Annotated in this window: 20 protein-coding genes; 10 read left to right on the top strand and 10 right to left on the bottom strand. The window is 72.5% G+C overall.

Features of this window, described 5'->3' with window-relative positions; genetic code table 11:
* Positions 1-66 precede the first annotated feature (66 nt).
* The 3 genes from AMK27_RS17860 (at position 67) to AMK27_RS17850 (ending at position 4,815) form a co-directional block, all read left to right on the top strand.
* Entirely contained in the window at positions 67-1,029 is a 963-nt protein-coding gene (locus AMK27_RS17860; protein WP_073908507.1) for a pirin family protein, read from the top strand.
* Positions 1,030-1,244: 215 nt separating this feature from the next.
* Complete coding sequence (locus AMK27_RS17855; RefSeq protein WP_073908504.1) at positions 1,245-2,339, top strand: AI-2E family transporter; 1,095 nt, start codon at positions 1,245-1,247, stop codon at positions 2,337-2,339.
* 265 nt (positions 2,340-2,604) lie between these two features.
* A complete protein-coding gene (locus tag AMK27_RS17850) occupies positions 2,605-4,815 on the top strand; it encodes an FG-GAP repeat domain-containing protein (protein ID WP_073908501.1) in 2,211 nt (736 codons plus the stop codon).
* 111 nt (positions 4,816-4,926) lie between these two features.
* Here the strand turns inward: AMK27_RS17850 and AMK27_RS17845 are convergent, their stop codons facing one another.
* Together AMK27_RS17845 and AMK27_RS17840 are read right to left on the bottom strand one after the other, a co-directional pair.
* The gene (locus tag AMK27_RS17845) at positions 4,927-5,742 is read right to left on the bottom strand and encodes an MBL fold metallo-hydrolase (protein WP_073908498.1); all 816 of its coding nucleotides are present in this window, start codon (positions 5,740-5,742) and stop codon (positions 4,927-4,929) included.
* Between the two features lie 172 nt (positions 5,743-5,914).
* Positions 5,915-8,035, bottom strand: coding sequence for a SpoIIE family protein phosphatase (locus AMK27_RS17840; protein WP_073908496.1), 2,121 nt, complete (start codon positions 8,033-8,035; stop codon positions 5,915-5,917).
* Positions 8,036-8,206: 171 nt separating this feature from the next.
* Between AMK27_RS17840 and aspS the strand changes: the two genes are divergently transcribed.
* Positions 8,207-10,015, top strand: coding sequence for an aspartate--tRNA ligase (aspS, locus tag AMK27_RS17835; RefSeq protein WP_073908493.1), 1,809 nt, complete (start codon positions 8,207-8,209; stop codon positions 10,013-10,015).
* 70 nt (positions 10,016-10,085) lie between these two features.
* Here aspS and AMK27_RS17830 read toward each other — a convergent pair whose 3' ends face one another.
* The 3 genes from AMK27_RS17830 to AMK27_RS17820 all read right to left on the bottom strand — a co-directional run bounded on the left by AMK27_RS17830 (position 10,086) and on the right by AMK27_RS17820 (position 12,584).
* A complete protein-coding gene (locus AMK27_RS17830) occupies positions 10,086-10,808 on the bottom strand; it encodes a hypothetical protein (RefSeq protein WP_073908489.1) in 723 nt (240 codons plus the stop codon).
* Positions 10,809-10,921: 113 nt separating this feature from the next.
* Positions 10,922-11,851 (bottom strand): helix-turn-helix domain-containing protein, encoded by a 930-nt coding sequence (locus AMK27_RS17825; RefSeq protein ID WP_073908485.1) that lies wholly within the window; start codon positions 11,849-11,851, stop codon positions 10,922-10,924.
* 301 nt (positions 11,852-12,152) lie between these two features.
* The gene (locus AMK27_RS17820; RefSeq protein WP_073908482.1) at positions 12,153-12,584 is read right to left on the bottom strand and encodes an ATP-binding protein; all 432 of its coding nucleotides are present in this window, start codon (positions 12,582-12,584) and stop codon (positions 12,153-12,155) included.
* A 154-nt stretch (positions 12,585-12,738) separates the two neighbouring features.
* Between AMK27_RS17820 and AMK27_RS17815 the strand changes: the two genes are divergently transcribed.
* From AMK27_RS17815 to AMK27_RS17805, 3 genes are all read left to right on the top strand, one after another.
* Positions 12,739-13,614 carry a helix-turn-helix domain-containing protein gene (locus AMK27_RS17815; protein WP_073908479.1) on the top strand — a complete coding sequence of 292 codons (876 nt, stop codon included), beginning with the start codon at positions 12,739-12,741 and terminating at the stop codon, positions 13,612-13,614.
* A complete protein-coding gene (locus AMK27_RS17810) occupies positions 13,611-13,820 on the top strand; it encodes a DUF397 domain-containing protein (protein WP_073908476.1) in 210 nt (69 codons plus the stop codon). Before AMK27_RS17815 ends, AMK27_RS17810 begins: the two co-directional genes overlap by 4 nt.
* Before the next feature lie 134 nt (positions 13,821-13,954).
* On the top strand, positions 13,955-14,308 hold the full coding sequence (locus tag AMK27_RS17805) for a DoxX family protein (protein WP_107425602.1): 354 nt from the start codon (positions 13,955-13,957) through the stop codon (positions 14,306-14,308).
* A 61-nt stretch (positions 14,309-14,369) separates the two neighbouring features.
* Here AMK27_RS17805 and metG read toward each other — a convergent pair whose 3' ends face one another.
* Positions 14,370-15,977 carry a methionine--tRNA ligase gene (gene metG, locus AMK27_RS17800; RefSeq protein ID WP_073908469.1) on the bottom strand — a complete coding sequence of 536 codons (1,608 nt, stop codon included), beginning with the start codon at positions 15,975-15,977 and terminating at the stop codon, positions 14,370-14,372.
* Between the two features lie 89 nt (positions 15,978-16,066).
* On the opposite strand from metG, the gene AMK27_RS17795 reads away from it, so the two are divergent.
* The gene (locus AMK27_RS17795; RefSeq protein WP_073909504.1) at positions 16,067-16,723 is read left to right on the top strand and encodes a response regulator transcription factor; all 657 of its coding nucleotides are present in this window, start codon (positions 16,067-16,069) and stop codon (positions 16,721-16,723) included.
* Positions 16,720-17,868, top strand: coding sequence for a HAMP domain-containing sensor histidine kinase (locus AMK27_RS17790; protein ID WP_107425601.1), 1,149 nt, complete (start codon positions 16,720-16,722; stop codon positions 17,866-17,868). The genes AMK27_RS17795 and AMK27_RS17790 overlap by 4 nt, the downstream gene beginning before the upstream one ends.
* A 71-nt stretch (positions 17,869-17,939) precedes the next feature.
* Here AMK27_RS17790 and AMK27_RS17785 read toward each other — a convergent pair whose 3' ends face one another.
* From AMK27_RS17785 to AMK27_RS43720, 3 genes are all read right to left on the bottom strand, one after another.
* A complete protein-coding gene (locus AMK27_RS17785) occupies positions 17,940-19,622 on the bottom strand; it encodes a methyltransferase (RefSeq protein ID WP_073908462.1) in 1,683 nt (560 codons plus the stop codon).
* Positions 19,623-19,791: 169 nt separating this feature from the next.
* Positions 19,792-20,979 carry a 4-hydroxybenzoate 3-monooxygenase gene (locus tag AMK27_RS17780; protein WP_198955894.1) on the bottom strand — a complete coding sequence of 396 codons (1,188 nt, stop codon included), beginning with the start codon at positions 20,977-20,979 and terminating at the stop codon, positions 19,792-19,794.
* A 293-nt stretch (positions 20,980-21,272) separates the two neighbouring features.
* Positions 21,273-23,357, bottom strand: a complete 2,085-nt coding sequence (locus tag AMK27_RS43720; protein ID WP_073908457.1) for a VWA domain-containing protein — start codon at positions 23,355-23,357, stop codon at positions 21,273-21,275.
* A gap of 257 nt (positions 23,358-23,614) precedes the next feature.
* Here AMK27_RS43720 and AMK27_RS17770 point away from each other — a divergent pair, with 257 nt between their 5' ends.
* Positions 23,615-25,687, top strand: coding sequence for a PhoX family protein (locus AMK27_RS17770; RefSeq protein WP_073909496.1), 2,073 nt, complete (start codon positions 23,615-23,617; stop codon positions 25,685-25,687).
* Between the two features lie 28 nt (positions 25,688-25,715).
* Here the strand turns inward: AMK27_RS17770 and AMK27_RS17765 are convergent, their stop codons facing one another.
* Positions 25,716-26,705, bottom strand: a complete 990-nt coding sequence (locus AMK27_RS17765) for a hypothetical protein (RefSeq protein ID WP_073908453.1) — start codon at positions 26,703-26,705, stop codon at positions 25,716-25,718.
* Between the last annotated feature and the right edge of the window lie 71 nt (positions 26,706-26,776).

Below are 26,776 nucleotides of genomic sequence, written 5' to 3'. Positions count from 1 at the left end.
AAGAAGTTCAGCGTTCAACTAAAGTGGACGTACAAGGTCGGAGAAGGCCGCTCTAGGAGGTCCGTCATGCCCGCAGTGACTGTCGAGAACCCGCTCACCCTGCCGCGCGTGGCCGCCCAGGCCGACGCCGCTCCCCGCCCGGTGCTCGCCGTGACCACGGCCCCCTCGGGCTTCGAGGGCGAGGGCTTCCCGGTCCGCCGCGCCTTCGCGGGGATCAACTACCAGTACCTCGACCCGTTCATCATGATGGACCAGATGGGTGAGGTGGAGTACGCGCCCGGAGAGCCCAAGGGCACGCCCTGGCACCCCCACCGGGGCTTCGAGACCGTCACCTACATCATCGACGGGACCTTCGACCACCAGGACTCCCAGGGCGGCGGCGGCACCATCACCAACGGCGACACCCAGTGGATGACGGCCGGCTCCGGCCTCCTCCACATCGAGGCGCCGCCGGAGTCCCTCGTCGTCAGCGGCGGCCTCTTCCACGGCCTCCAGCTGTGGGTGAACCTGCCCGCCAGCGACAAGATGATGGCCCCCCGCTACCAGGACATCCGCGGCGGCCAGGTCCAGCTGCTCACCTCCCCCGACGGCGGCGCGCTGCTCCGCGTCATCGCGGGCGAGCTCGACGGCCACGACGGACCGGGCATCACCCACACCCCGATCACGATGATCCACGCGACGCTGCGCCCGGGCGCCGAGATCACCCTGCCGTGGCGCGAGGACTTCAACGGCCTCGCGTACGTCATGGCGGGCCGCGGCAGCGTGGGCGCGGAGCGTCGCCCGGTGCACACCGGCCAGACGGCCGTCTTCGGCAAGGGCGGCTCGCTGACCGTCCGCGCCGACGAGAAGCAGGACGGGAACACCCCGGACCTGGAGGTCGTGCTCCTCGGCGGGCAGCCGATCCGTGAGCCGATGGCCCACTACGGCCCGTTCGTCATGAACACCCAGGCCGAACTCCGCCAGGCCTTCGAGGACTTCCAGGCGGGCCGCCTCGGCACGATCCCGGCGGTCCACGGGATGGGCGAGTAGGCAGGAACGCAGGAACGGCAGGACTGGCAGCCGGAACAGCAGGACTGACAGCAGGACCCGGTACGGGGTCGGGCGCCGCGCCCGGCCCCGTACGCGCGCGTGGGTGTCCGCCGGACGCCGGATGTGAGCCGGAGACGACGCGTCGCTGACGCCCCGTCACCCGTACGGTCCGTCCGCGCGCGACGACACGCCGGAGGGCGTGGTCCGGTGGTCGGGTGCAGACGTCGTCGCCGCTCCTTCCCGAACCCGCCCGCCGGGTCGCCGCCTGGTGCGTCGTCCTGCTCCTGGCCGCCGGGGTCGCCGCCGTCGGCATCTGGCTGTGCGTGGTCTTCGAGACGGTCGTCACCCCCGTCCTGCTCGCGATCCTCGGCACCGCGCTCCTCGGGCCCCTCTACCGGCGCCTGCTCCGGATGAAGGTCCGGAGGTCGTCCGCCGCCGCGCTCACGGTCGTCGCCGTCCTCGCCGTCGTCGGCGGAGCCACGTACATCGTCGTCGCCGCGCTGATCGAGACCGGCGACCAGATCATCGCCTCGCTCCGGCAGGCCGCCGCCGACATCGCCGAGCACCTCGGCCCGGCCGGGACCTCCCTCGACGACCTCGCCGAGAACGCCGAGGGCCTCCTGAAGGAGTTCGGCGGAACAGCCGCGTCGGGCGTGCTCACGGGCCTCAGCGTCGTCGGCGGGATGCTCGCCACCGCCGCCCTCTCCCTGGTCCTGATCTTCTTCTTCCTGCGGGACTCGGACCGCGCGGCCGGCGCCCTGCGCGCCCTCGTCCCCCGCGCCACCGGCGACCTCGTCGAGGCCATGGCGCGCCGCGCCTTCGAAGCCGTCGAGGGCTTCATGCGCGGGACGACCTTCGTCGCCCTCGTCGACGCGATCCTCATCGGACTCGGCCTCGTCGTCCTCGACGTGCCCGGCGCGGTGGGGCTCGCCGCGCTCGTCTTCGTCACCGCGTACATCCCCTACCTCGGCGCCTTCCTCTCCGGCGCGATCGCCGTCCTCGTCGCGCTCGCGGACCGGGGCTTCGCCATCGCGCTGTGGGTGCTCGGCATCGTCCTGGCCGTCCAGATGATCGAGGGCTACCTGCTGCAGCCGATGGTGCAGAGCCGGACCGTCCAGATGCACCCGGCCGCGGTGATGCTGGCGATCACGGCCGGAGCCTCCGTCGCGGGCATCCTGGGCATGCTGCTCGCCGTACCGCTGACCGCCGCGGCGACGGGCATCCTCGGCGAACTGCGGACGCGGTACGGGGCTCCCCGCGAGGCCCCCGACGACCCTCCGGGGGCGCTGCGGAGTCCTCCGCCGCACTGACGTGTCCGCGGCCGGACCGGCCCACCAGCGGAAGACGCGATTCCCCGTACAACCGTTCGCACGGCCCGGCAGTCGTACCAGGCGGTGCGTGCGGGCAGACGTGCCGTTCCCGCCGCCTCCGGAGAGCTCGCGCGGTCGCAGACCGCGACACCGGGCCCCCGCACGGCCTTCACCGCCGCGTCCCCAGGGACACGTGCACCGAAGCAGGGGCGGACGCCTCGCTCGCCGCTCCCTCAGGACACCACCTTCGGAAGGCACTGCACGCGTGAAGCACCGCACCTCCGGCCGTCGGCTCGCCGCCGCGCTTCTCACCCTGTCCACGGTCACGGCCGTGACGGGGGTCCTCGTCACCGTCCCGGCCGCCGCCGTCGTTCCCGCGGCCGTCGCCGAGGCCGCCGACACGGCGACGCTGCCGGTCGACACCGACATCGTCAGCGTCGGCGACGCCGGCTACCTGACGTCCCGCGAGGACGCCGACGGCGCGACCGTCCTGGAGTGGCGGAAGGCGGACGGTTCGGTGGAGCCGGTCGGCGGCGCCACCGTCGGACACGACAGCAGGTCCGACTTCCTCGTCACCGGCGAGAACGGCGGCGCGATCACCGTCCGGGACATGACGGGCTCCGCCGCGCCCGTCACGGTCGACCTCGCCACCGAGTTCGCCGCCGGGGCCGAGCTGGTCGGCGTGGTCGGCAGGGACCTGTTCGTGCAGGTCCCCCGGGCGGGGGGCTACCACGACCTGTGGCTGTACACCCCGAACGGCGAGCACACCAGGAAGATCCAGCTCTCCGGGTACGGCAACCACGTGGGCTTCAAGGTCGTCGCGTCCGCCGGCAACGACGCGCTCGTCCTGGTCACCACCCGGTACACGTCGGGAGCCACGTTCCGTAACCAGGACTCGCTGGCCCTGGTCGACTTCGTCCACGGCACGTCCCTCCGGCACGAGCGGGACACCGGAAAGCTCGTGACGGGCGCCGGGGGCGCCCTCACCCTCGACTACTCCGCCCGGGTCGAGGCCCGGTCCGAGGGCAACCGGATCATCGTCGACAGGGCCGGCAAGCTCCCCAAGGAGATCCAGCTCGACACCTTCAGCCAGAAGGCCGTCATCGTCGGCATCGTCGGTGACGTGCTGCTGTACGGCGTCCCGGGCGAGGCGGCCGGGAACTCGGTCACCCCGCTGTACGCCGTGGACCTCTTCAAGGCCGACGCCCAGCCGTACGAACTCCTGGAGCGCTTCTCCAGCGTCGCCCACGCCCCGGACGGCGCCGTGCACGTGCGGGGCGTCAAGAACGACGCCGACGGTCTCTACCGCCTGTTCGACGGCGTCCAGGGCAGCGTCCCCGTGGTGACCCGGGTCGCGAGCACGGGCCGCGACTTCGCCGTCACCGTCCTGGACACGAAGGTCCCCACCGCGGTCGACCTCCAGCAGCCGGGGACCCCGGTGCGGTGGGAGTGGACGCTCTCCCGCCCCGCCTTCGCCATGGTGACGCTGACGCACGTGGCCACCGGCAAGAAGATCACCCTGCCCGGTCCGGTCGACCGCTCCACGCGCCCGGTCATGGAGTGGGACGGCGCCATCGACGGCCTCGCCGCTCCGAACGGGGCCTACACCTGGCAGCTCGTCGCCATCCCCCACGGCATCGGCAGCGCCGCGCGCGCCTCCGGCACGTTCCAGGTCACCCGGCAGGCCAACCCGCACGACTTCAACGACAACGGATCGACCGACCTCCTCGCGCGGGACTCCTCCGGCACGCTGTGGCGGGACGACCTGTCCGACGGGCCGGTGGACGGCCAGTACACCTCGGTCGGCCGGTCGGCCGTCGGCGGCGGCTGGCAGACGTACAAGCACATCGAGGCGGTCGGGCAGATCGGCGGCGCCGCCCACGGCGACCTCGTCGCGGTCGACGCCAAGGGCGACCTGTGGACCTACCTCGCCAAGGGCGACGGCACCTTCGCGCCTCGCGCGCGCGTCGGCGGCGGCTGGAACGTCTACGACAAGATCACGGGCGGTTCCGACCTCACCGGCGACGGCAGGTCCGACCTGGTCGCCACCGCCACCGACGGCGTCGCGTGGCTCTACAAGGGCACCGGCGACTGGACGAAGCCGTACGCCTCCCGGGTGCGCCTCGGCTCCGGCTGGGGCGGCTACAACCAGATCACCGCCGTGGGCAACATCGCGGGAGCCGCCGCAGGCGACCTCGTCGCCCGCGACACCGCCGGCGTCCTCTGGCTGTACCTCGGCAAGGGCGACGGCACCTTCGCCCCGCGCACCCGCGTCGGCAGCGGCTGGAACATGTTCAGCCGGCTCGTCGGCGCGGGTGACGTGGACAACGACGGCCGCCCGGACCTGATCGGCTACGGCCCCCAGGGCACCTACCTCTACCGCGCCACCGGCAACTGGCAGTCGCCCTTCACGCGGGTGAGCACGCGGCTCTACGACGGTCCCGGGGAGGGCAGCGCCTACTCCGACATCGCCTGACCGGTGGCGGTGCGGGCCCGGCACCGTCCGGGCCCGCACGGGCCGGGCCGGCACCTGGCCGGTCAGGCCGGGTCCGCACCGGCTGGGTCGGCTGGGTCGGCACCGGGCCGGCTAGGCCGGCACCGGGCCGCCTGGCTGGAAGGAGGCCAGGAGCTGCTCCAGGGCCGCCTGGTCGGGGCCGACGAAGGGGTCGGAGTCCGGGACCATCGCGATCGTCTCGATCATCCGGTCCAGCATCCGCACGGCCGGCGGCAGATGCGTGCACAGCACGATCTCAGGGCCCATCTCCCGCAGCGGCTCGATCGTCGCCCGGTACTTCTCCGGGTCCACGAGGTGCGCCCAGGGGCTGTCGATGGTCGCCCACAGCAGCTGCGCCTGCCGCAGGTCCTCCGGCTTGAGGTCGCTCGCGTGCCCGCTCTCCGCGACCTCCGCGCTCGGCATCGGCCCGCCGAAGCAGTCGGAGCTGAAGTAGAAACGGGTGCGGTCGTCGTAGAGGCCGACGGTGGCGGGGTTGTCGAAGAGCGGCGGCCGGAAGGCGTGCAGGGCGCGGTCGCCGACGTCCAGGGACTGCCCCGGATTGAGGAAGTACACCCGGTCCATGGGCAGCGGGCGTTCGGTGGTCATCTCGCCGGCCCCGAGGAACGTCGTGACCACCCGTGCGTCCGGGGCGGCTTCGAGGAGGTCGAAGAGGCCGCCGGTGTGGTCCCGGTCGGGGTGGGTCAGCCAGATCCAGCGCACGTCGGCCGGGTCGACGACCTCGCCGATCGCCGCGACGAAGTCACGGTCGGGGAGGGAGACGCCGGTGTCGACGACGACGGGCTCGGTGGCGGTGACGACATAGGCGTTGATCGGCAGGTGCCCGATGCCCGGGACTTCGAGGCTGTCGGCCAGCACGGTGGTGTCGCTGCCGACCTTGTGGGTGTCCATGGCGCGCTCCGTGGTCCCCCCGGCGAAGGTCCCCCGGCCGAGCGGTTTCCCCCGGACGGCCGTACGACACCAGTCTGCGCCGCACAGGGGAGCGGCGCACGAGCACGGCGCGGCCCGTGCCGAGCGCAGCACACCGGAGGCGGTACGCGAGCGCGCCCGTGCCGCACACGGGTCAGCCGCAGCAGCCCTGTTCCGATTCCGGTTCGTTCAGCTCGAACCAGATCGCCTTGCCCTCGCCGCGCGGGTCGACGCCCCACGCGTCCGCGAGCATCTCCATCAGGACCAGGCCGCGCCCGCTCGACGCCATCTCGCCCGGGTGGCGCTTGTGCGGCAGTTCGTCGCTTCCGTCGGAGACCTCGACGCGCAGCCGCCGGGCCTTCTCCCCGCAGGCGACCTCGGCGACGAGGAGCGCGTCCCCGTCCGTGTGCACGAGGACGTTGGTGACCATCTCGGAGACCATGAGGACCGCCGAGTCCAGCTGGTCCTCGTCCCGCCAGTCGTGCAGCAGCTGCCGTACCTGTTCGCGCGCCGCGGCGATCCGCTCCGGCTCGGCCTGCGCGATCGTCATCAGGGTGCGGCGCGGGGCCTCGGGGAGCGTGCCGACGGGCCGGCGGGAGAGCAGCAGCACGGCGATGTCGTCCTCGCGGCGGTCGGCGAGCGGCCCCGTCGTGTAGTGGGAGCCGGGGCCGTGGACGGCCTCCACGAGGGTGTCGGCGAGCGCCTCCAGGTCCTCGCCGTCGTGGGACTCCAGGAGCGCGCGGACCCGCTCCCAGCCGGTGTCGAGGTCGTGCCCGCCGGTCTCCAGGAGGCCGTCGGTGCAGATCATCAGGGTCTCGCCGGGTTCCAGGGTGAGCCGGGTGGTGGGGTAGTCGGTGTCGGGGTCGATGCCGAGGGGCAGGCCGCCCGCGGTGGGTCTGAGGAGAACCGTTCCGTCGTTCATCCGCACCGCCGGGTCGGGATGCCCGGCCCGCGCGATGTCGACGGTCCCGCTCTCCAGGTCGACCTCCAGGTAGAGGCAGGTGGCGAAGCGCGGACCGGCCTCGCCCTCCCCGTCGTCGCCGTCGGTGATCCCGTACAGGAAGCGCGAGGCGCGGGAGAGGACGGCGTCCGGCCGGTGGCCCTCGGAGGCGTACGCGCGCAGGGCGATCCGCAGCTGCCCCATCAGGCCCGCCGCCCGCACGTCGTGGCCCTGGACGTCGCCGATCACCAGGGCGATGCGCCCCGAGCCGCGACCGCCGGTGCGGGAGGTGCCGCCGGGCAGCCGGATCATGTCGTACCAGTCGCCGCCGACCTGGAGCCCGCCGCCGGTCGGCACGTACCGGGCGGCCACCTGGATGCCGGGGATGCCGGGCCCGAGGACCGGCATCATCGTCCGCTGCAGTCCGAGCGACAGCTCGCGCTCGGACTCGGCCACGCCCGCGCGTGCGAGGGCCTGGGCGAGCATCCGGGCGACCGTCGTCAGCACCGACCGCTCGTCGGGGGTGAAGGCCACCGGGTGCTTGAAGGCCGCCATCCAGGCCCCCATCGTGCGGCCGGCGACGACCAGCGGCACGAAGGCCCAGGAACGGCGGCCGAAGCGCTGCGCCAGCGGCCAGGTCACGGGGAAGCGGCGCAGGTACTCGTCGGGGGTCGGCAGATAGATCGCCCGGCCGGTCCGCGCGGCCTCCGCCGCCGGGTAGTCCGTGTCGAGCGACATCGACGAGAACGGGCCCTCGTCGCCCTCGCCGTGCCCGTGGTGGCCGATGACCGTCAGCCGGTCGCCCGCCACCCCGAAGACCGCGAGCCCGTCCGGCGAGAACCCGGGCATCGAGAGGGAGGCGGCCACCCGCAGCACCTCGGCCGTCGACCGGGCCTCCGCGAGCGCCCGCCCGGCGTCCAGGAGGAACGCCTCGCGGGACCTGCGCCAGTCACCCGTGATCGGGGTGCGCGCGGCGGTCCCCGGCAGCTGCTCGGCGACCTCCTGCAGGGTGCCGACCAGCTGGTAGTCGTTGCCCTCGATGAGCGGCTTCGACCTGCTCCGTACGGTACGGATCACCCGGCCGTTCCCGTCCATGATCCGCAGCCGGGCCTCGGCGAGCGTCCCCTCGGCGACGGCGAGGTTCACGACCCCGTCGATCTCGTTCCAGTCGACCGGGTGGAAGCGCGAGCGCACGGCCGCCTCGGTGAGCCGGACGGGTTCCGCGGGCAGCCCGAGCAGCCGGGCGGCCTCGGCGTCGAGCGAGACGGTCCCGGACGCGTTGTCCCAGCGCCACAGGCCGGTCGCGATCGCGGCCAGGACGTCCTCGGTGCGCATTGCCCCACTTTATGAATATCGGACAGCAGATCGCCACTGAGCGTATTCGAAAACCGATCTTGGCCCGGCCGGTACTCTGGGTGGGTCTGCCCGCGTGTCCTGTGACATCTGTGACAGGGGCCACAGGGCGGCGCCCCACGACCACAGATCCCGAAGACTGGATGAACGACGATGCATCGGTACAGGTCCCACACCTGCGGCGAGCTCCGCGCCTCTGACGTCGGCACCGACGTCCGGCTGAGCGGCTGGCTGCACAATCGGCGCGACCTGGGCGGCATCCTCTTCATCGATCTGCGCGACCACTACGGCATCACGCAGCTCGTCGCCCGGCCCGGCACCGCCGCCGCCGAGGTCCTCGACAAGCTGACGAAGGAGACCGTCGTCCGCGTGGACGGCAAGGTCGTCTCCCGCGGCGCGGACAACGTCAACCCGGAGCTCGCCACCGGCGAGATCGAGATCGAGGCCGCCACGGTCGAGGTCCTGGGTGCCGCGAAGCAGATCCCCTTCACCATCAACGCCGACGACGGCGTCAACGAGGAGCGGCGCCTGGAGTACCGCTTCCTCGACCTGCGCCGCGAGCGCATGCACCGCAACATCATGTTGCGCTCCGCCGTCATCGCCTCCATCCGCTCCAAGATGGTGGCCCTCGGCTTCAACGAGATGGCGACCCCGATCCTCGCCGCGACCTCCCCCGAGGGCGCCCGCGACTTCGTCGTCCCGTCCCGTCTGAACCCGGGCAAGTTCTACGCGCTGCCGCAGGCGCCGCAGCAGTTCAAGCAGCTGCTGATGATCTCCGGCTTCGACCGCTACTTCCAGATCGCGCCCTGCTTCCGCGACGAGGACGCGCGCGCGGACCGCTCGCCGGGCGAGTTCTACCAGCTCGACGTCGAGATGAGCTTCGTCGAGCAGGAGGACGTCTTCCAGCCGATCGAGAAGCTCATGACGGAGCTCTTCGAGGAGTTCGGCGGCGGCCGCCACGTCACCTCCCCCTTCCCGCGGATCCCGTTCCGCGAGTCGATGCTGAAGTACGGCAACGACAAGCCGGACCTGCGCACCTCCCTCGAACTCGTCGACATCTCCGACGTCTTCGAGGCCTCGGAGTTCAAGGCCTTCGCCGGCAAGCACGTCCGCGCCCTGGCCGTCCCGAACACGGGCGACCAGCCGCGCAAGTTCTTCGACCAGCTCGGCGACTTCGCCGTCTCCCTCGGCGCGAAGGGCCTGGCCTGGGTCCGCGTCGGCGAGGGCCACGCCCTCACCGGCCCGATCGCCAAGTTCCTCACCGAGGAGAACGTCAAGGTCCTCACCGAGCGCCTCGGCCTGGAGCCCGGCCACGCGATCTTCTTCGGCGCGGGCGAGTTCGACGAGGTCTCCAAGATCATGGGCCCGGTCCGGGTCGAGGCCGCCAAGCGCGCCGGCCAGTTCGAGGAGAACGTCTTCCGCTTCGCGTGGATCGTGGACTTCCCGATGTACGAGAAGGACGAGGAGACCGGCAAGATCGACTTCTCGCACAACCCCTTCTCGATGCCGCAGGGCGGCCTGGAGGCCCTGGAGACCCAGGACCCGCTGGACGTCCTCGGCTGGCAGTACGACATCGTCTGCAACGGCATCGAGCTCTCCTCCGGCGCGATCCGGAACCACGAGCCCGAGATCATGTTCAAGGCCTTCGAGATCGCGGGCTACTCGCGCGAGACGGTCGAGCACGAGTTCGCGGGCATGCTCCGCGCCTTCGAGTACGGCGCCCCGCCGCACGGCGGCATCGCCCCGGGCGTCGACCGCATCGTGATGCTCCTCGCGGACGAGCCCAACATCCGAGAGATCATCGCCTTCCCGCTCAACGGCAACGGCCAGGACCTCCTGATGGGAGCCCCGACGGAGCTGGACGAGTCCCGCCTGCGCGAGCTGAACATCCAGCTCCGCAAGCCGGTCGAGAAGAAGACGGTCGACATCACGGACGCGGTCCACCCGGACGCGGCGCGGTAGTCACTCGCCTTGAGCGGCCGAAGGGGCCCGGAATCCTCGTGGATTCCGGGCCCCTTCCGTTCACCCGGGATCAGTCGTCGTCCTCGTCCTCGGCCCACGTCGGCGTCTCTTCCCACGTCGTCGGGGGAGGGCCGAACGCCCGACGGCCGGCTCGCACGGCCAGAGCCGCAAGGGCGGCGTTGGCGCCACCGCCGATCACGGCGCCGATGCCGAACGGCGCCACTCGGCCGAGGACGATGATTCCCTGCTTGGTCCCGTACTTCGTGACGAAGTTCTTGCCGAGGATCTTGTTGATCTGGCGCAATGTCTCGACGGGTACCTTGGCGACGACCTGACGACCCCAGTGCTGCCCCGTGCGCTCGGCGACCTTGCCGATGGTCGCGGAGCCGCCGCCACCCAGCATGATGCCCATCACGATCGTTCGGCGACGTTCGAGCTCGTCGACAGGCACTCCGTGGACCTCCGCGAGCGAGAGCGCGAAGAGGGCGCTCAGCTCGAGAGACGAAAGAGCTTCGCCCGCCGACAGGGCCAAGGCGACTCCCGTGCCCACCCCGGGTGCGGCCGCGGCTCCCCCGACGGCGGCGCCGGTACCCGTCAGGGCGCTGACATACATCCGTTCCAGACTGCGGATGACCTCCGCCGGCGTCGCCTCCGGATTCCGCTGGCGCGCCCGGGCGATGTTCTTGCGCACGAGCGGGCTCTGGACGCCGATCGCCTTGTCCAGGCGGTCGAGGACGCGCTGGCCGGGGATGGACGCTGTCGCGTCCGGCTCGTCGGGGACACCGCTCGTCATGCCGTGGACTCCTTGATTCGGTACGTCTCAACCGAGTGTTCCACGAGACCAGTTGGGCGTCCCGGGGATTGGCAGGGCTCGGGCCCCCGCCTTCTGGGGAGCCATCCGCCTGCTCAGAGAAGCAGTGAACGCGGTTCTGATTCCGCCGGGTCGGAGCACGATCCGCAGGTGCCCGGTTCCGGGCCCCGGTAGGCGCGGTCGCAGGTGTCGCAGTTCTGGAGTGGGTGTCTCGCCGACGGTCTCTCCGCGTGGAACGGTGGCAGGGGTGGGAGCTGGGCCGTCAGGCGGTGGGCCAGCAGGGCTGCCGGGCGGTGAAGGGGCTCCGGTGGCAGGGCGGTGGTCAGCGCGCGGTGTACGTCCTCGGGGGTGAGGTCGCGTTCGAGCCAGGCGGCGACGCCCGGGGCGAGGTGCTCGGCGTCCGTCGCGGAGATCAGCAGCCGCGGATCGGTGCGGCGGAGGCCGGAGAGGACGCCGATCGCCGTCTGGACGAGATCCGGCGTCGGGTACACGGGCTCCGGTACGGCCGGCAGGGCGGCCCGCCTGCGGGGTTCGCGCTGCTCGCGCCGTCGTGGCGGAGGTTCCGCCTCGGGCCTCGGAGGGGGGCCGTCCCCCTTGGTGGGACGGGCCGACGGGGCGCTCGTGCGGCGGGGGCCGCCGCCCGTGCGGCCGGGCCGGTTGCAGGAGACCGTGCGGGTCACGACCCGCCCGGCCGCCGTGCGTTCCTTGGTGCGGCGCAGGTAGCCGTGGGCCTCCAGCTCGCGCAGGGCGGCGGCGATCCGCGTGGTGCCTTCCGGGAAGCGCCGGGCCAACGACCTGATGTCCACGGGCGATCCGGCCGGCAGCGACTGGATGTGCGTCGCCAGTCCGATCGCCGTCAGCGAGAGGTCCGCGTGCTGCGCGAGGTGGTTGCCGACCACCGTGAAGTGAGTGGAGTGATGCGTGTTCTCGTGCACCACTCCGCAGGAAGTACCCCGGGAAGGGTGGTTCTTGGCCCCGTCACCAGACAGGGCGGGCGCCTGGGCGCTACGGTTTTCTTTATCCATCGGGAAGCTGTTCTCTTCCTTGGTGGTCAGGCCCTCGCATTGGGATTGCCGTCCCGGCGAGGGCCGACGCATGTCTGCGTCCGGGTCTGTTGGGCAGAGCGTAGATCAGGCAACCCACCCCAAAGCCAGCTGAGTTGGCATATTCACCCGCGCGAGTGAGACCGGTCCGAACGGGGAGGAGGGGTGGGGTTTGGTTCGGTTTCTTTCCCCCGGTGGTCGTTTCTTTGGGAGGCCGTCCACCCGACCGGCGACCGAGATCACGGGATCCGGTGACCAGGCCCTTTGTGCAGGTCAGACGCGGTCATGGGCGTGGCAGGTCGAGTTCCGCCCATACGGTCTTCCGGGGTACGGGGCCGAGCGCGACGCCCCACCGGTCGGCCAGTGCCTCGACCAGGAGCAGTCCTCGTCCCGAGTCGCTCTCGGGGCGGTGTGGTCGGGCGCGCGGGAGATCCTCGCCCCGCGTGTCCGTCACCTCGATCCGTAGCGTGTCCGGCCGTGACAGCAGGGCCAGCCGGAAGCTCCGGCCGCCGACCCGGCCGTGCGTCGCCGCGTTCGCGGCCAGTTCGGCGACGACCTGGGTCGCCGACTCCGTCAGCCCGTACGGGACGTCGTGGTCCCGCATCCACGCGACGGCGAGCAGCCGGGCGAGACGTGCCCCTCGGGGCGTGGGGGACAGGAGCACGCTGAAGTGGCGTGCGGGCGTGTGGACTTGCGTCACGTTCTGCTGATTCACGTCACCGAGCGTGGCCGCTCCTGGCTACCGTGAACAGCGACGACGTCGATGCGTAGAGCCACTGTCCGGAGCTTGTCCACTGCTGTCCGGGCTGTCCGGACCCTCTTCACGGGTAGGGGCGTCGCGCCACGAAGGGGCGAGGGAAGGGTGCGGTATGTCGGTGGATGGTGCGGCACAACGGCTCAAGACCGAGGCGGACGAGCCGGGGTGGGAGGTCGACCCGGACGACGACTGGGGCGTGGCCGTGGTCGCCACCGTAGGGCGGCAGTTGAGGCTGCGGAGGGAGTCGGTGGGGATGCGGGCCGCCGAGCTGGGAACGGCCACCGGCTACGGCGAGGACCTCATTTACAAGATCGAGAGCGGCAAGCGGATCCCCCGTCCGGAGTTCCTGGACAAGGCGGACGAGGTACTGGGGGCGGGCGGCCTGCTCTCGGCGATGAAGGAGGACGTGGCGAAGGTCCGGTACCCGAAGAAGGTGCGGGCGTTGGCGAAGATGGAGGGCAAGGCGGTCGAGATTCAGCTCTATGACCCGCTGAACATCCACGGCCTCTTGCAGACGCCGGAGTACGCGCGTGGGCTGCTGATGATGAGGAGGCCGGCGTACACGCAGGACGAGGTCGAGCGGATGGCGGCCGGTCGGATGGCACGGCAGAGCATCTTCCAGCGGGACCCGGCCCCGGAGATCAGCTTCGTTCTGGAGGAGTGGACACTTCGCCGCCCGCTGGGCGGACGGAGTCTGCGGCGTCCTCAACTGGAGCGCCTGCTGGAGGTGGGGCAGTTGCGGAACGTCGAGCTTCAGGTGATGCCGCTGGACCGCGAGGAGCACGCCGGAGTGGACGGCGGAATCGAGGTGTTGAAGTTCGATGACGGATCGGTGGTCGGGCGCTCGCCGGTGGTGGCCAACGGTCGGCCAGTGACCGAGCGGAAACAGCTCCATATCCTGGAGTTGCGCTATGGCATCATCCGGGCTCAGGCTCTCACCCCCCGTGAGTCGTCGGCCCTCATCGAGCAACTGCTGGGAGAGACATGATCCGCAACACCTCGGTCGGGGACGCCTCCGAACTGGTCTGGTTCAAGAGCAGCTATAGCAGCGGCAGCGAGGGCGACTCCTGCATCGAGGTCGCCACCACCCCCGCCACCGTCCACGTCCGCGACTCCAAGTGCCTCGACGGCCCGCAGCTGGCGTTCGTGCCCGGTGCCTGGGCGGGCTTCGTCTCGTACGCGACGGCCGGCTGATCCCGCCATCCCGCCTCCGTAACCCACACGTGTGAAGAGTTCTTCGCGCGGGCCGTCACACTTCCCGTCCCCGCTCCGTCAGTGCTGTGTCCGCCTCGGTCGAGGCGGACGTTCACCGGACGAGGAGCCCCGCGATGTTCACCGAGATGTCCACCACCGCTGTCGTCGTCACCGCCGTCGCCGCGGTCATGGCCGGGTTCTCCGGAGCCTCGATCTTCTTCCGGGCGAAGTTCGTCGTCGAGCCCCTCGCCCAGTACGGCGTCCCGCAGGCCTGGTGGAACTGGCTCGGGGCCGCCAAAGCCGCCGGGGCCGTCGGGCTCGTCGTCGGGTTCTTCGTGCCGGTCGTCGGGACCCTCGCCGCGATCGGGCTGATCCTGTACTTCGCCGGGGCCGTGATCACCGTGCTTCGCGCCCGCGCCTACGGCCACGCCCCCTTCCCGCTCGTCTACATGGCCCCCGCCGTCGCCGCCCTCGCCCTGACCTGGTGACCGTGGGCAGCGAAAAGGCCGCCGCCCCCCGCAGAGGGGGACGGCGGCCTTCGCCGTTGCGTCAGTCCTTCTTCGGCTCCTCCAGGCGCGGGAACAGCACCGCGCCCTTCGTCACCGTCGCGCCCGCGGGGAGCTGGCCCCACGTGGCGGAGGACTGGACCGGCTGGGCGGCCAGGGTGCCCAGGGACGCCTCGGCGCCCAGGGACTCCCAGAGCGCCTGCGAGGTCTCCGGCATGATCGGGTTCAGCAGGACCGCGACCGCGCGGAGGGACTCGGCGGCCGTGTAGAGGATCGTCGCCAGGCGGGCCCGGCCCTCCTCCGACTCGTCCTTCGCGACCTTCCACGGCTCCTGCTCCGTGATGTAGCCGTTGACCTGCTTCACGAAGTCGAAGATCGCCAGGATGCCGGCCTGGAAGTCCAGCTCCTCGCCGATCTTGGCGTCGGCCGTCGCGACGGCCTTGGCCAGGCCCTCGTGGATCGCCTTCTCCGCGTCGCCGTCGGCCGTCGAGGCCGGCAGCGCGCCGTCGAAGTACTTGCCGACCATGGCCGCGACGCGGGACGCCAGGTTGCCGTAGTCGTTCGCCAGCTCGCTCGTGTAGCGGGCCGTGAAGTCCTCCCACGAGAACGAGCCGTCCTGGCCGAACGCGATCGCCCGCAGGAAGTACCAGCGGTACGCGTCCACGCCGAAGTGCGAGGTCAGGTCCTGCGGCTTGATGCCCGTCAGGTTCGACTTCGACATCTTCTCGCCGCCGACCATCAGCCAGCCGTTGGCCGCGACCCGGCCCGGGACGGGCAGGCCCTGCGCCATCAGCATCGCCGGCCAGATCACCGCGTGGAAGCGCAGGATGTCCTTGCCGATGAGGTGGACGTTCGCCGGGAAGGTCTCGTCGAACTTCTCGGGGTTCTCGTTGTAGCCGACGGCCGTCGCGTAGTTGAGCAGCGCGTCGATCCACACGTAGATGACGTGCTTCTCGTCCCACGGCACCGGGACGCCCCAGTCGAACGTCGAGCGCGAGATGGAGAGGTCCTCCAGGCCCTGCTTGACGAAGTTCACGACCTCGTTGCGGGCCGACTCCGGCTGGATGAAGCCCGGGTTCGCCTCGTAGAACTCCAGGAGCTTCGGGCCGTACTCGCTCAGCTTGAAGAAGTAGTTCTCCTCCTTGAGGATCTCCACCGGCTTCTTGTGGACGGCGCACAGCTTGGTGCCGTCCTCGGCCTCGATGAGGTCGCCGGGGAGCTTGTACTCCTCGCAGCCCACGCAGTACGGGCCCTCGTAGCCGCCCTTGTAGATCTCGTCCTTGTCGTACAGGTCCTGCACGAACTCCTGGACGCGGTCCGTGTGACGCTTCTGCGTGGTGCGGATGAAGTCGTCGTTCGCGATGTTCAGGTGCTCCCAGAGGGGCTTCCACGCCTCCTCGACGAGCTTGTCGCACCAGGCCTGGGGCGTGACGTCGTTCGCCTCGGCCGTGCGCATGATCTTCTGACCGTGCTCGTCCGTGCCGGTGAGGAACCACACCTTCTCGCCGCGCTGACGGTGCCAGCGCGTGAGCACGTCGCCTGCGACGGTCGTATAGGCGTGGCCCAGGTGAGGAGCGTCGTTGACGTAGTAAATGGGGGTCGTGACGTAGAACGCCTTCGCCCCCTGCTTCTCGGATCCAGTGGCCGCCATGGTCGAAATCCTAACGGTCGTACGAAGATCCACTCACATCGATAAACCCGGGGGCGGACGACGGGCCGGGCACGAGGAGGATGGAGGCCATGCGTGTACTGGTAGCCGAGGACGAACGCCCCCTCGCCGAGCTCGTCGCCACCGGTCTGCGGCGCGCGGGCTTCGCCGTCGACACCGTCCACAGCGGCGACGCCGCCCTCGACCACCTCGGGCTCCACCCGTACGACGTCCTCGTCCTCGACCGCGACCTCCCCCGCGTCCACGGCGACGACGTCGCCCGCCGCCTCCTCGCCGAGGGCTCCCCGACCCGCATCCTCATGCTGACCGCCGCCACCGCCACCGAGGACCGCGTCACCGGCCTCGACCTCGGCGCCGACGACTACCTCGGCAAGCCCTTCGAGTTCCCCGAGCTGGTCTCCCGGGTCCGCGCCCTGCGCCGCCGGTCCGCCCGCGCGGCCCTGCCCCCGCTCCTGGAGCGGCACGGGCTCCGCGTGGACACCGTCCGGCGGACCGCCGCCCGCGACGGCAGGGACCTCGACCTCTCCCCCAAGGAGTTCTCCGTCCTCCAGATCCTCCTGGAGGCCGACGGCGCGGCCGTCTCCGCCGAGGAGCTCCTCGACCGTGCCTGGGACGCGCACGCCGACCCCTTCACCGGCGCCGTACGCGTCTGCATGAGCAAGCTGCGGGCGAAGCTCGGCGAGCCGGCGCTGATCAGGACGGTGCAGGGCGTGGGGTACCAGCTGTGAGGCCGGGCGGCGACGCGGGATACCTGGGGTCCGGCTCCACGATCCGGACCCGGATCGCGCTCGTGTACGGGGGCGCCTTCCTGGTCCTCGGGACGGTGCTGCTGCTCGTCGTGAACCTGCTCGTCCTCGCCGGCACGGACGACGAGACCGACGCGATCGTGGCCCGCGCCCACGGTCTCGCCGACGGTGCCGGGAGCGGTGTCACGAACGGGGTCGCCGTCGTCGAGGCGTACGAGCTGGGGGACGACATCAGCCGCGCCGCCGCCGAGCAGATGCTCATGTGGTCGGCCCTCGCCCTGCTCGGCATGGCCTGCTGCGCCGTCGTCGTCGGGTGGTGGACCGCCGGACGGGTGCTCCGGCCCGTGCACGAGATGACCGCCCGCGCCGCCCGCCTCTCCGAACGCAACCTGCACGACCGGATCGCCGTCACCGGACCCGACGACGAGCTCAAGGAACTCGGCGACACCATCGACGCGCTGCTCGGCCGCCTGGAGACCGCCTTCGACAGCCAGCGCCGGTTCATCGCCAACGCCTCCCACGAGCTCCGCACCCCCCTCGCCACCCAGCGCGCCGCGATCCAGGTGGGTCTGGCCGACAGCTGCGACGTGCGGCAGGTCCTCCTCGACGCCAACCGCCGCAGCGAACGCCTCATCGACGGTCTGCTGCTGCTCGCCCGCAGCGAGCGGGGCCTCGCCGAACGCGAGGACGTGCGGCTCGGGGAGCTCGCCGAGGAGGAGTGGGCGGACGCGGAGGTCGTGGCCGACGGCGGGGTCGTACGGGGCAGCCGGGTGCTGCTCGGGCAGCTCGTACGGAACCTCGTCGCGAACGCCGTCGCCTACAACGTGCCGGACGGCACCGTCGGCGTACGGGCCGAGGGCGGGGTGCTCACGGTGACCAACACGGGGCCGGTCGTCCCGCCCGACGAGGTGGCCGGGCTCTTCGAACCGTTCCGGCGCGGCGAGGGGCGGGACCGGATGGGGCCGGGCGCGGGGCTCGGCCTGTCCATCGTGCGGTCGATCGCGGAGGCGCACGGGGGGCGGGTGCGGGCGGTGGCCCGGGGCGCGGGGGAGGGCGGCGGCCTGGTGGTGACGGTGACCCTGCCGGTGAGCGCCGCCGCCGCCGTCACCGGCACCGCCTCGCCGTGAAGCCCTGCCGGTGACCGCCGCCGTCACCAGCAGCACCGCCGCCACCAGCACCGCTACCGCCTCCTGACGCCCTACAGCCGGCGGGCGTGCAGCACGTGGGCCTCCAGGGGCAGCGGGCTGTGGCCGACGAGGGTGAGCCCGGCGTCGGCGAGCAGCCCGGCGTACCCGGCTGCCGTCCGCTCCCGCCCTCCCGTGTTGCACATCATGTGGAGGTCCCAGGCCGTCGCCAGCGAGGGCGCGGGATCCACGGGCAGCAGACGCTCCACGATCAGCAGGTCGGCCTCCGGCGGCATCGCGGCCGCGCAGTGGCGCAGGATCGCCCGGCACCGCTCGTCGTCCCAGTCGTGCAGGACCCGGGAGAGCACGTACACGTCCCCGTCCGGCGGCACGTCCGCGAAGTCGCCGGTCACGAAGGCACACCGCTCCGCGACGGTGCCGAGCCGGGTCCTGGCCGCCTCGACCACGTGGGCGCGTTCGAGGAGGACCCCGCGCAGGGCGGGGTGCGCGGTGAGGAGACGCCCGAGGAGCTCCCCGGTGCCTCCGGCGATGTCCACGACGGTACGGCCGGCGGCGGCGGCCGCCGCGACGACCGGGTGCTGAGGCAGCGGGTCGAACATCGGGGCGCTCGCCGTCATCGACCGGTCGAACCGGGCGGCGAGCTCGGGGTCGCGTGCGAAGTGGTCGAAGTGGTTCTCGCCGTACCGGTCCTCGAAGCCCGGCTCCCCCGTCCGCACGGTGTGCGCGAGCCGGGCGAAGGACTCGTAGAACGGCCCGCCGTACATCAGCGCCAGCGCCCGCACCGATCCCTCGGCGTCCTCGCGCAGCAGCAGCCCCGCCTCCGTCAGCCGGAACGTGCCCCGCGCGCCGGGCTCCTCGGCCACCACCCCCACCATGGCGAGGTACCGGAGCAGCGTCGCCAGGTTCTCCGTCCGGGCGCCGACCAGGGGTGCCAGCTCCCCGGCCCCGCGCGCGGTGGACGGGCTCATCGCCTCCGGCAGCCGCAGCTCCGCGCACACCGCCAGCGCCTGTGTGGTCCAGGCCCCGGTCAGCAGGCGAAGGAGCGTTTCCGCCGGATGCGCGGACGGCCGCCCGGCGAGGTGCTCGGCCAGGACGTCCCGGTGGTCGCCGCGCGCGTACAGCTCCACCCGCCGGTAGGGCGTCTTCGTCTCCTCGGGCGCGGCGAAGTAGAAGACGGTGCCGTCCTCGTGCGGGTTGTAGCCGCCGCCGTCCGGCGCCGCTCCGTGGCGCAGGAAGCCCGCCCGCAGCCCGCGCAGCACCAGCGGGTCCGGCCGCTCGACGTCGAACGCCAGATGGGCCTCCCGGTCGGCGGCCCGCTCCTCGGCGGCGACGTCCGCCGCCGACCCCGCCGGATCGGTCAGCACGAACACCTCCACCGCCCGCCGCTCGCCGCCCGGCCCGTACACCGCCGGGCGGAGGATGCGTACGTCCAGCTCTCCGGCCTCCCGTCCGTGCCGTGCCGCCAGCCGGTCCCGCACCACCACGCTCGGCCGCGCCTCGCCGTCCGGCGACAGCCCGGCGGCGGCCAGCTGCGTGCGGAGGGCCTGTCCGTCGGGCGGGGAGACGAGCAGCGCGGCGTGCGCGAACCGGCACCGTTCGGTCATCGCCCGCAGCTCGGGGCCGTCGAGTCCGGGCAGGACGCGCGCCAACAGGTCGGGCGTCTCCTGCTCCCGTACGAAATCGGCGGCGGCGCGCAGCCGCTCGACATCGGTGCGGGCCGGGGTGGTGGTCGTCATCGCGGGGGTTCCTTCGGGGAGGGGAAGGGACGGCGGAATGCGGGCAGGGCAGGGCAGGGCAAGGCAGGGCAGGGCGGAGCCACGGTCGCCGGGGGCGGGACCGGGCTCTCCACGGCCGTACGGGAGGGGGAGTGGGGGGAGGGAATGAAGGCGGGAGGGACGACGGGGGTCAGACGCCGACGTAGTTCTCGGCGAACCAGTCCTGCTGGCTCCGGGAGTTCCGCAGCGCCTCCATACGGGCGCGGCGCAGCCCCTCCTGGAAGGGGGAGGTGCCGCCGTCGGGGCCGGGCACGCGGTGCAGGAGCTGGATCATCCAGTGCGAGAACTCCTGCGCGCGCCAGATGTGCGCGAGACACCGCTCCGAGTACGCGTCGAGTCCAGCGGAGTCCCCGTGCAGCAGGTCGTCGGCGAGGGCGCGGCCGAGGAGCTCCGCCTCGAGGACGGCGAGGTTGGCCCCCTTCGCGGCGGAGGGGCTCAGCAGGCTCGCGGCGTCGCCGACGAGGAACAGGGGGCCGTGGCGCAGCGGTTCGAGGACGTCCGACTCGAAGTCGACCACCGTCCGCTGCAGGATGCCGCCCCGTCGCAGCGGCCCGAACTCCTCGGCCCGCATCCGCAGGTCGAGCTCGTCCCACACCCGCTCGTCGGGCCAGTCGTCCGGCACGGTGCCCCGCGGGCACTGGAGGTAGTAGCGGGTGACCTCGGGCGAGCGCGCCATGTGGCCCGCGAATCCCCGGGCGTGCGTGGCGTATCCGACGGCGTCCAGGCTCGGGGGCGCCTCCGCGAGGAGTCCCAGCCATGTGACCCCGTGGTCGCGGTGGTGGTGCCGCACCGCGCCGGGCGGCAGCGAGCGGCGTCCCGCCCCGTACCGCCCGTCGCAGGCGGCGACGTACCGCGCCCGCCAGTGCGCGGTGCCGCCGTCCGGCTCGCGTACGGCCACCGAGGGGCGCGGGCCGTCGAGGCCGGTCACGTCGAGGGCCTCGGTGTCGAAGCGGATCCGCCCGCCGGCCCCGAGGAAGAGCCGGACGAGATCGGTGACCAGGTCGTGCTGCGGATAGACGGTGTGCGGTTCGCCCGTGCCGAGCCGGGCGTAGTCGAGGCGGAACCGTCCGCTCTCGGTGCGGAACTCGCAGACGCCGTGCTCCTGCCCGCGCTTGCGCAGCCCCTCGTCGAGGCCGTGCCGGGCGAGGACACGGGCGGTGTGCGGGGCGAGGAAACCGGCCCGCGCCCGCTGCTGCACGTGCTCACGGCTCGCCCGCTCCAGGACGACGCAGTCGACGCCGCTGCGGAGGAGGAGGTTCCCGAGCACCAGCCCGGCGGGGCCCGCGCCGAGGATGACCACGTCGGCGGAACGGGTCATGTCCGGTGCGGGTAAAGGCTGTTGACTTGCTGTCACGAGTGGATCTTAGGGGCGGGGAAACTCAGCGGATGCTGAATATCACCCGAATGCCGCACAGGAAGAGAAAAAGGATTCTGCCGGGGTCCGGGCGGGGGGTTCGCGCCGCGGGGACTGGTGGCGGGGCTTTGTGCGGTGGGGCTCACGCGCGCGGGGCTCACGCGCGCGGGGCTCACGCGCGCGGGGCTCACGCGCGCGGGCCGGGCCCGGGAAGATCCCGGACCCGGCCCGCGCCGTGGAACTCCTTCGCGTGAGCCTCAGAACTCCAGACCCGCGAGCAGGCCGGCGTAGAAGGCCGCGTGCGCGGTCCCGGCCGGGGCCGTGCCCGCGAAGTACGCGGCGGTACGAGGAGTGCCGTCGAGCTTCCGGACGAAGTCGAAGGCCTTGTTGTCCTCCTCGCCCCAGACCACGAACCGCCAGTGCAGCGGACGCTCCGCCGCCTCGGCCAGGGCCGCGGTGGCGGCGGTCTTCGACTCCGGCGCGCCGTCGGTCTGGAAGACGACCAGGGCGGTACGGGTCGGGTCGGCCTTCTCGTGGTGGGCGAGGACCTCTTCCACGGCGCGGTGGTAGTTGGTCCGGCCCAGGCGGCCGAGGGTGGAGTTGACCTCGTCGATACGGGTCGGCGTGAGGCCGGCCGGGGTCAGCTCGACCGTCCCGTCGATGTCCGTCGAGAAGAACACGGTCGTGACGGTGGCGTCCTCGTCGAGGTGCGCCGCGAGCGCGGTCACCTGCTCGGCGAGCCGCTGCACGGAACCGTCCTTGAAGTACCCGCGCATCGAACCGGACCGGTCGACGACGAGGTACACGGCGGCCCGTGCCCCGGCGAGCCCCTGCGCCTCCAGCTGCGCGGCGGCGGCGGCGTGGGCGTCGGCCAGGTGCGCGGGGACGGCGACGCCGGCCGTGGCGGCGGCGAAGGCGGGCTGCGGGGCGGGCGCCTCGGGGGCGGCCTCCGGCTCCGCCGCAGCGGCCTCGGGCTCCGCCTGCGGCTCAGCCGCAGCCTCGGGCTCGGCCTGCTCCGTCTGCGGCTCCTCGGCGGCTTCCGCCGCCGGGGTCGCGTCGTCGGCGACGACGGCGGCCTCGGGCTCGGTGCCCTGCTCCTGCGGGGCGGGCTCAGCCTCGGGGGCGGGAGCGTCGGCGACGACGTCGGTCGCTTCGGCGGCGGGTTCGTCGGCCTGCGGCTCGGCCGCAGCCTCGGGCTCGGCCTGCTCCGTCTGCGGCTCCTCGGCGGCTTCCGGCTCCGTCGCCGTGTCGGCGGCCACGGCCGCAACGGCCTCGGGCTCGGCGGCGGTGCTCGGCTCGGCCTCGGCAGCCGCGCTCGCCTCCGCCTCGACCTCGACGTCAGCAGCCGTGGTCGCCTCGACCTCGGGCTCGACGGCGGCGGTTGCTTCCGCCTCGACGGCGGTCGCCGCCGGTTCCGGCTCGACGGCCTCGGCCTCCGGCTCCGCCGACACCTCGGCCACCGGTGCCTCCACCGGCTCCACGGCCTGCGGCTCGGCCGCCTCCGTGGACGCGATCTCCGCCTCGGGCGCAGTGGCAGCAGCCTCGGGCTCCGCCGGGGCTTCGGCGGTCGCGGCGGCGTCCGCCGCAGGCGCCTCGACCGGCGCGAGCTCCGCAGCGTCGGCAGGCGCGTCGGCCTCGGCCGTCACCTCCGCCTCAGCCACGGGCGTCTCGACCGGCGCGGCCTCCGCGGCGGCGGCAGGCGCCTCCGCATCGTTCACCGACGCCTCCACCTCGGCGGTGGGTGCGTCGGCCTTCGCCGTCACCTCCACCTCAGCCACGGGCGTCTCGACCGGCGCGGCCTCCGCAGCCGCGGCAGGCGCCTCCGCCTCGACCGCCGGCGTCTCCTCGACGGCAGCGACAGCGGCAGCGGCAACCGGCTTGTCCGTCTTCGCAACCGGCTTGTCCGCCTCGGCGACGGGCTTGTCCGCCTCCGCGACCAGCTTCTCCGTCTCGGTGACGGGCTTGTCCGCCTCGGCGACCGGCTTCTCCGTCTCCGCGATCGGCTTCTCCGCTGTCGGCGACGGGGTCTTCGCCCGGGCCCGCGGGATCTGCGGGTTGTCGAACGACGCCGCCACCAGGTCGTCCGCCGCCCGGCGGGCCACCGCCTCCGAGGTGTCCGTGGTCCCGGTCGACGCCGTGGCCCTCGCGGCCGCGACCGGCTCCTCGGACGTCACCGTCACCGCCACCGGCACCGGCACCGGCTCCGGCTCCGAAGGCGAAGCCGTCGCCGTTGCCGTCGCCGTCGACGTGGTCTCACGCGTCTGGGGCGGGACGACGGAGGTTGCCGGGGATTCCTCGCGGTCTCGGCCGAACACCTTGCGCAGCATGCTCCGAATACCCATGGGCGAACCCTTTCGCATGAGTGGGGTGCGTGTGAATGTCCGTACTGGGTGTTTCGGGACGTTCATCCCTGGCCAGGGCGGACACGTAAGGTTAGCGGCCACCCCTCCCCTCCTCCGCGACCCGGTCGCCCCCGGTTGCCGTGCATTCATTCGTCGTTCACCCCGACGCCGTCCCTGTGCAGATGTGCGCACATAGCGTCGCCGCCGAAGGTCTACCCGACACCATGTCGGCGCAGCGTGCGCCGGAGGAGGACGAAGTGCGCAAACTGCTGCCGCTGCTGAGCACGAACCCCCACGGAGGCGGACGTTCCGCTCTCACGTGCCGTTACCGCTGCGGCGACGCCTGCTTCCACGAGGTTCCCAACACCAGCGACAACGAGTACGCCGGCGACGTCATAGCCGGTGTGCTCTCCCGCCGTTCGGCCCTCCGCGCCGCCGCCGTCGTGACGGTCGCCTCCGCCGCCGGCGGTGCCCTCGCGATCGGCAACGCGCCCGAGGCCGTCGCCGGCCAGGAGACCTTCGGGCACGGCCACGGACACGGCCACGGCTCCGGCAGGGCCGACGGCGCCCGCGGCCTCCGCTTCACCCCCGTCGCGCCCAACACCGCCGACAAGGTGACCGTCCCCTCCGGCTACGCGCAGAACGTGGTCATCCGCTGGGGCGAGCCCATCCTCCGCGGCGCCCCGGCCTTCGACTCCGAGAAGCAGACGGCGAGGGCCCAGGCCGGCCAGTTCGGCTACAACAACGACTTCCTCTCCCTGCTGCCGCTGCGCGGGGAGCACGACCGCCAGGTCCTCGTCGCGAACCACGAGTACACCGACGAAGTCCTGATGTTCCGCAACTACGACGCCGCGAACCCGACCCGCGAGCAGGTCGAGATCGCCTGGGCCGCGCACGGCCTGTCCGTCGTGGTCGTCCAGGAGGAGCGCCGTACCGGCAAGCTCACCCCGGTCACCCGGCACCACCTCAACCGCCGCCTCCACACGACGAGCGAGTTCGAGGTGACCGGCCCCGCCGCCGGCAGCGGCCTGCTGAAGACGTCCGCCGACCCCAGGGGCCGTACCGTCCTGGGCACGCTCAACAACTGCGCCGGCGGCACCACCCCGTGGGGCACCACCCTCCACGGCGAGGAGAACTTCAACCAGTACTTCGCCAACGGCTCCAGCGTCACCGACAAGCGCTACGGCGTCGGCACCGGTGCCACCGAGCGCAAGTGGGAGCGGTTCGACAAGCGCTTCGACCTCAAGCAGGAGCCCAACGAGGTCCACCGCTTCGGCTGGGTCGTCGAGCTCGACCCGTACGACCCCGACTCCACCCCGCGCAAGCGCACCGCGCTCGGCCGCTTCAAGCACGAGGCCGCGCAGCCCCGGCTGACCGCCGACGGCCGTCCGGTCGTCTACATGGGCGACGACGAGCGGTTCGACTACTTCTACAAGTTCGTCTCCAGCAAGCGGATGAAGAAGGGGAACTCGCGGGCCGCCCGCGAGCACAACCTCACGCTGCTCGACGAGGGCACGCTGTACGTCGCCAAGCTGACCGGCGACTCCCCGGCCGCCGAGATCGACGGCACCGGCAAGCACCCCGCCGACGGCGAGTTCGACGGCACCGGCGTGTGGATCCCGCTCGCCACCGGCGACGTCTCGCACGTCCCCGGCATGACCGCGGAGGAGGTGTACGTCTTCACCCGCCTCGCCGGTGACAAGGTCGGCGCCACCAAGATGGACCGCCCCGAGGACGTCGAGCCGTCCCCGCGCACCGGTCGCGTCTACGTCGCGCTCACCAACAACACCGACCGCGGCAAGGCCGGCAAGGCCGGCGCCGACGAGGCCAACCCGCGCAACCTCAACAAGCACGGGCAGATCCTCGAACTCGCCGAGAACTGGGACGACCCGTCCTCGGACGGCTTCGCCTGGCGCCTCTTCCTGGTCGCCGGCGACCCGAACGACCCGGCCACCTACTTCGCGGGCTACCCGAAGGAGAAGGTCTCCCCGATCTCCTGCCCCGACAACGTGGCCTTCGACCCGCACGGCAACCTGTGGATCTCCACGGACGGCGCCCAGCTCGGCTCGCACGACGGCCTGTTCGGCGTCGCGACGCAGGGCGAGCGCCGCGGTGAGCTGAAGCAGTTCCTGACCGTGCCGAAGGGCGCCGAGACCTGCGGCCCGATCATCCAGGACCGCCGTGTCCTGGTGGCCGTGCAGCACCCGGGCGAGATCGACGGCGCGTCCGTCGAGAACCCGAAGTCGGAGTGGCCCGACGGACCCGGCCGGATCGTCCGCCCGTCGGTCGTCGCCGTGTGGCGCACGGACGGCGGCGACATCGGCGCCTGACAGGCGGCCCCGGGGGTGGAGTGCCCGCTCACTCCACCCCCAGGCCCTCCCTGAACCGGACGAACTGCTCCTCGGGGTCCCCCGTGTACGCCCACGGCACCCAGGCCGCCCGTGCGCCGAGCATCCCGAGGAGCTCCCGCGCGATCTCCACCTGACCCGCGTAACAGGCGGCGTGCACGAGGAAGTTGAGGTCGCCCACCTCCTCGGGCGCCACCGGCGCCGCCGGATCGCGGCCGCCGATCCAGCGCGCGTGGGTGCGCCGCAGCTCCGTCACCGCGAGCTCGTGCTTCCAGTGCTGGTCGAAGCCGCGCACCGGGCCCCGGCCGAGGGCCCCGTCCGCGATGTACCGGTACTCCTCCACCCGGGCCACCTGCACGAGGACGGGCAGCGGGGAGCCGGGCGGCGCCACCCCCGCCGCGTCCCGCGCGAAGTCGTACATGCTGCCGTGCGTGCCGTGCCACCGCGCCGACCAGTAGCGCAGCACCTGGATGTGCCCCTCCGTGTTGTACGGGTCCCGGCGGCGCAACTCGTCGAACCAGTGCCGCAGTTCGCGGCGCGGCACCCCGCCCTCGTACAGCCTGGCCACCGAGAGCAGCGACACCCACGGCATCGGGTCGGCGGGCGCCGCCTCGGCCGCGCCCCGGCAGGCGTCGACGGCGGCGTCGATCCGGCCCCGCTCGACGGCCGCGCCCCGGCCGGCCGCGATGGCCGCGTCGAAGACCCGGACCACCTCGGTCGCCGCCCGGAGGACGGCAGCGTCGGGGTTGCCCGGTTCGGCGGCCCGCCAGGTCTCCACGGTGGAGCTGCCCGCGGCCGCGTGCGAGAGGAGCCGCAGCCGGTGGGTGCGGCGCGCCCAGTGGTCACCGGTGGCGGCGAGCAGGTCCCGTACGCCCTGCCAGCGGCCGATGACGATGTCGTGGCGCGCCTCGGTCAGGGCGCGGTCCCCGAAGTCCGGGTCGAAGTCGGGCGCGAAGCGCTCCTGACGTGCCGAGCGCGCGGAGCGGCGGCGTACGGCCATCGGGGGCCTCCTTCGGGTTCGGCTGCCGTCAGAAGTGGTGACTCGCTGGTGTTCCCGTGCTCGTGGCTCTG

This window comes from Streptomyces sp. CB02009 (assembly GCF_001905825.1).
Classification (GTDB): Bacteria; Actinomycetota; Actinomycetes; order Streptomycetales; family Streptomycetaceae; genus Streptomyces.
Note: the sequence above shows the minus strand (reverse complement) of the source record. Positions and strands in the feature narration are given on the sequence as shown.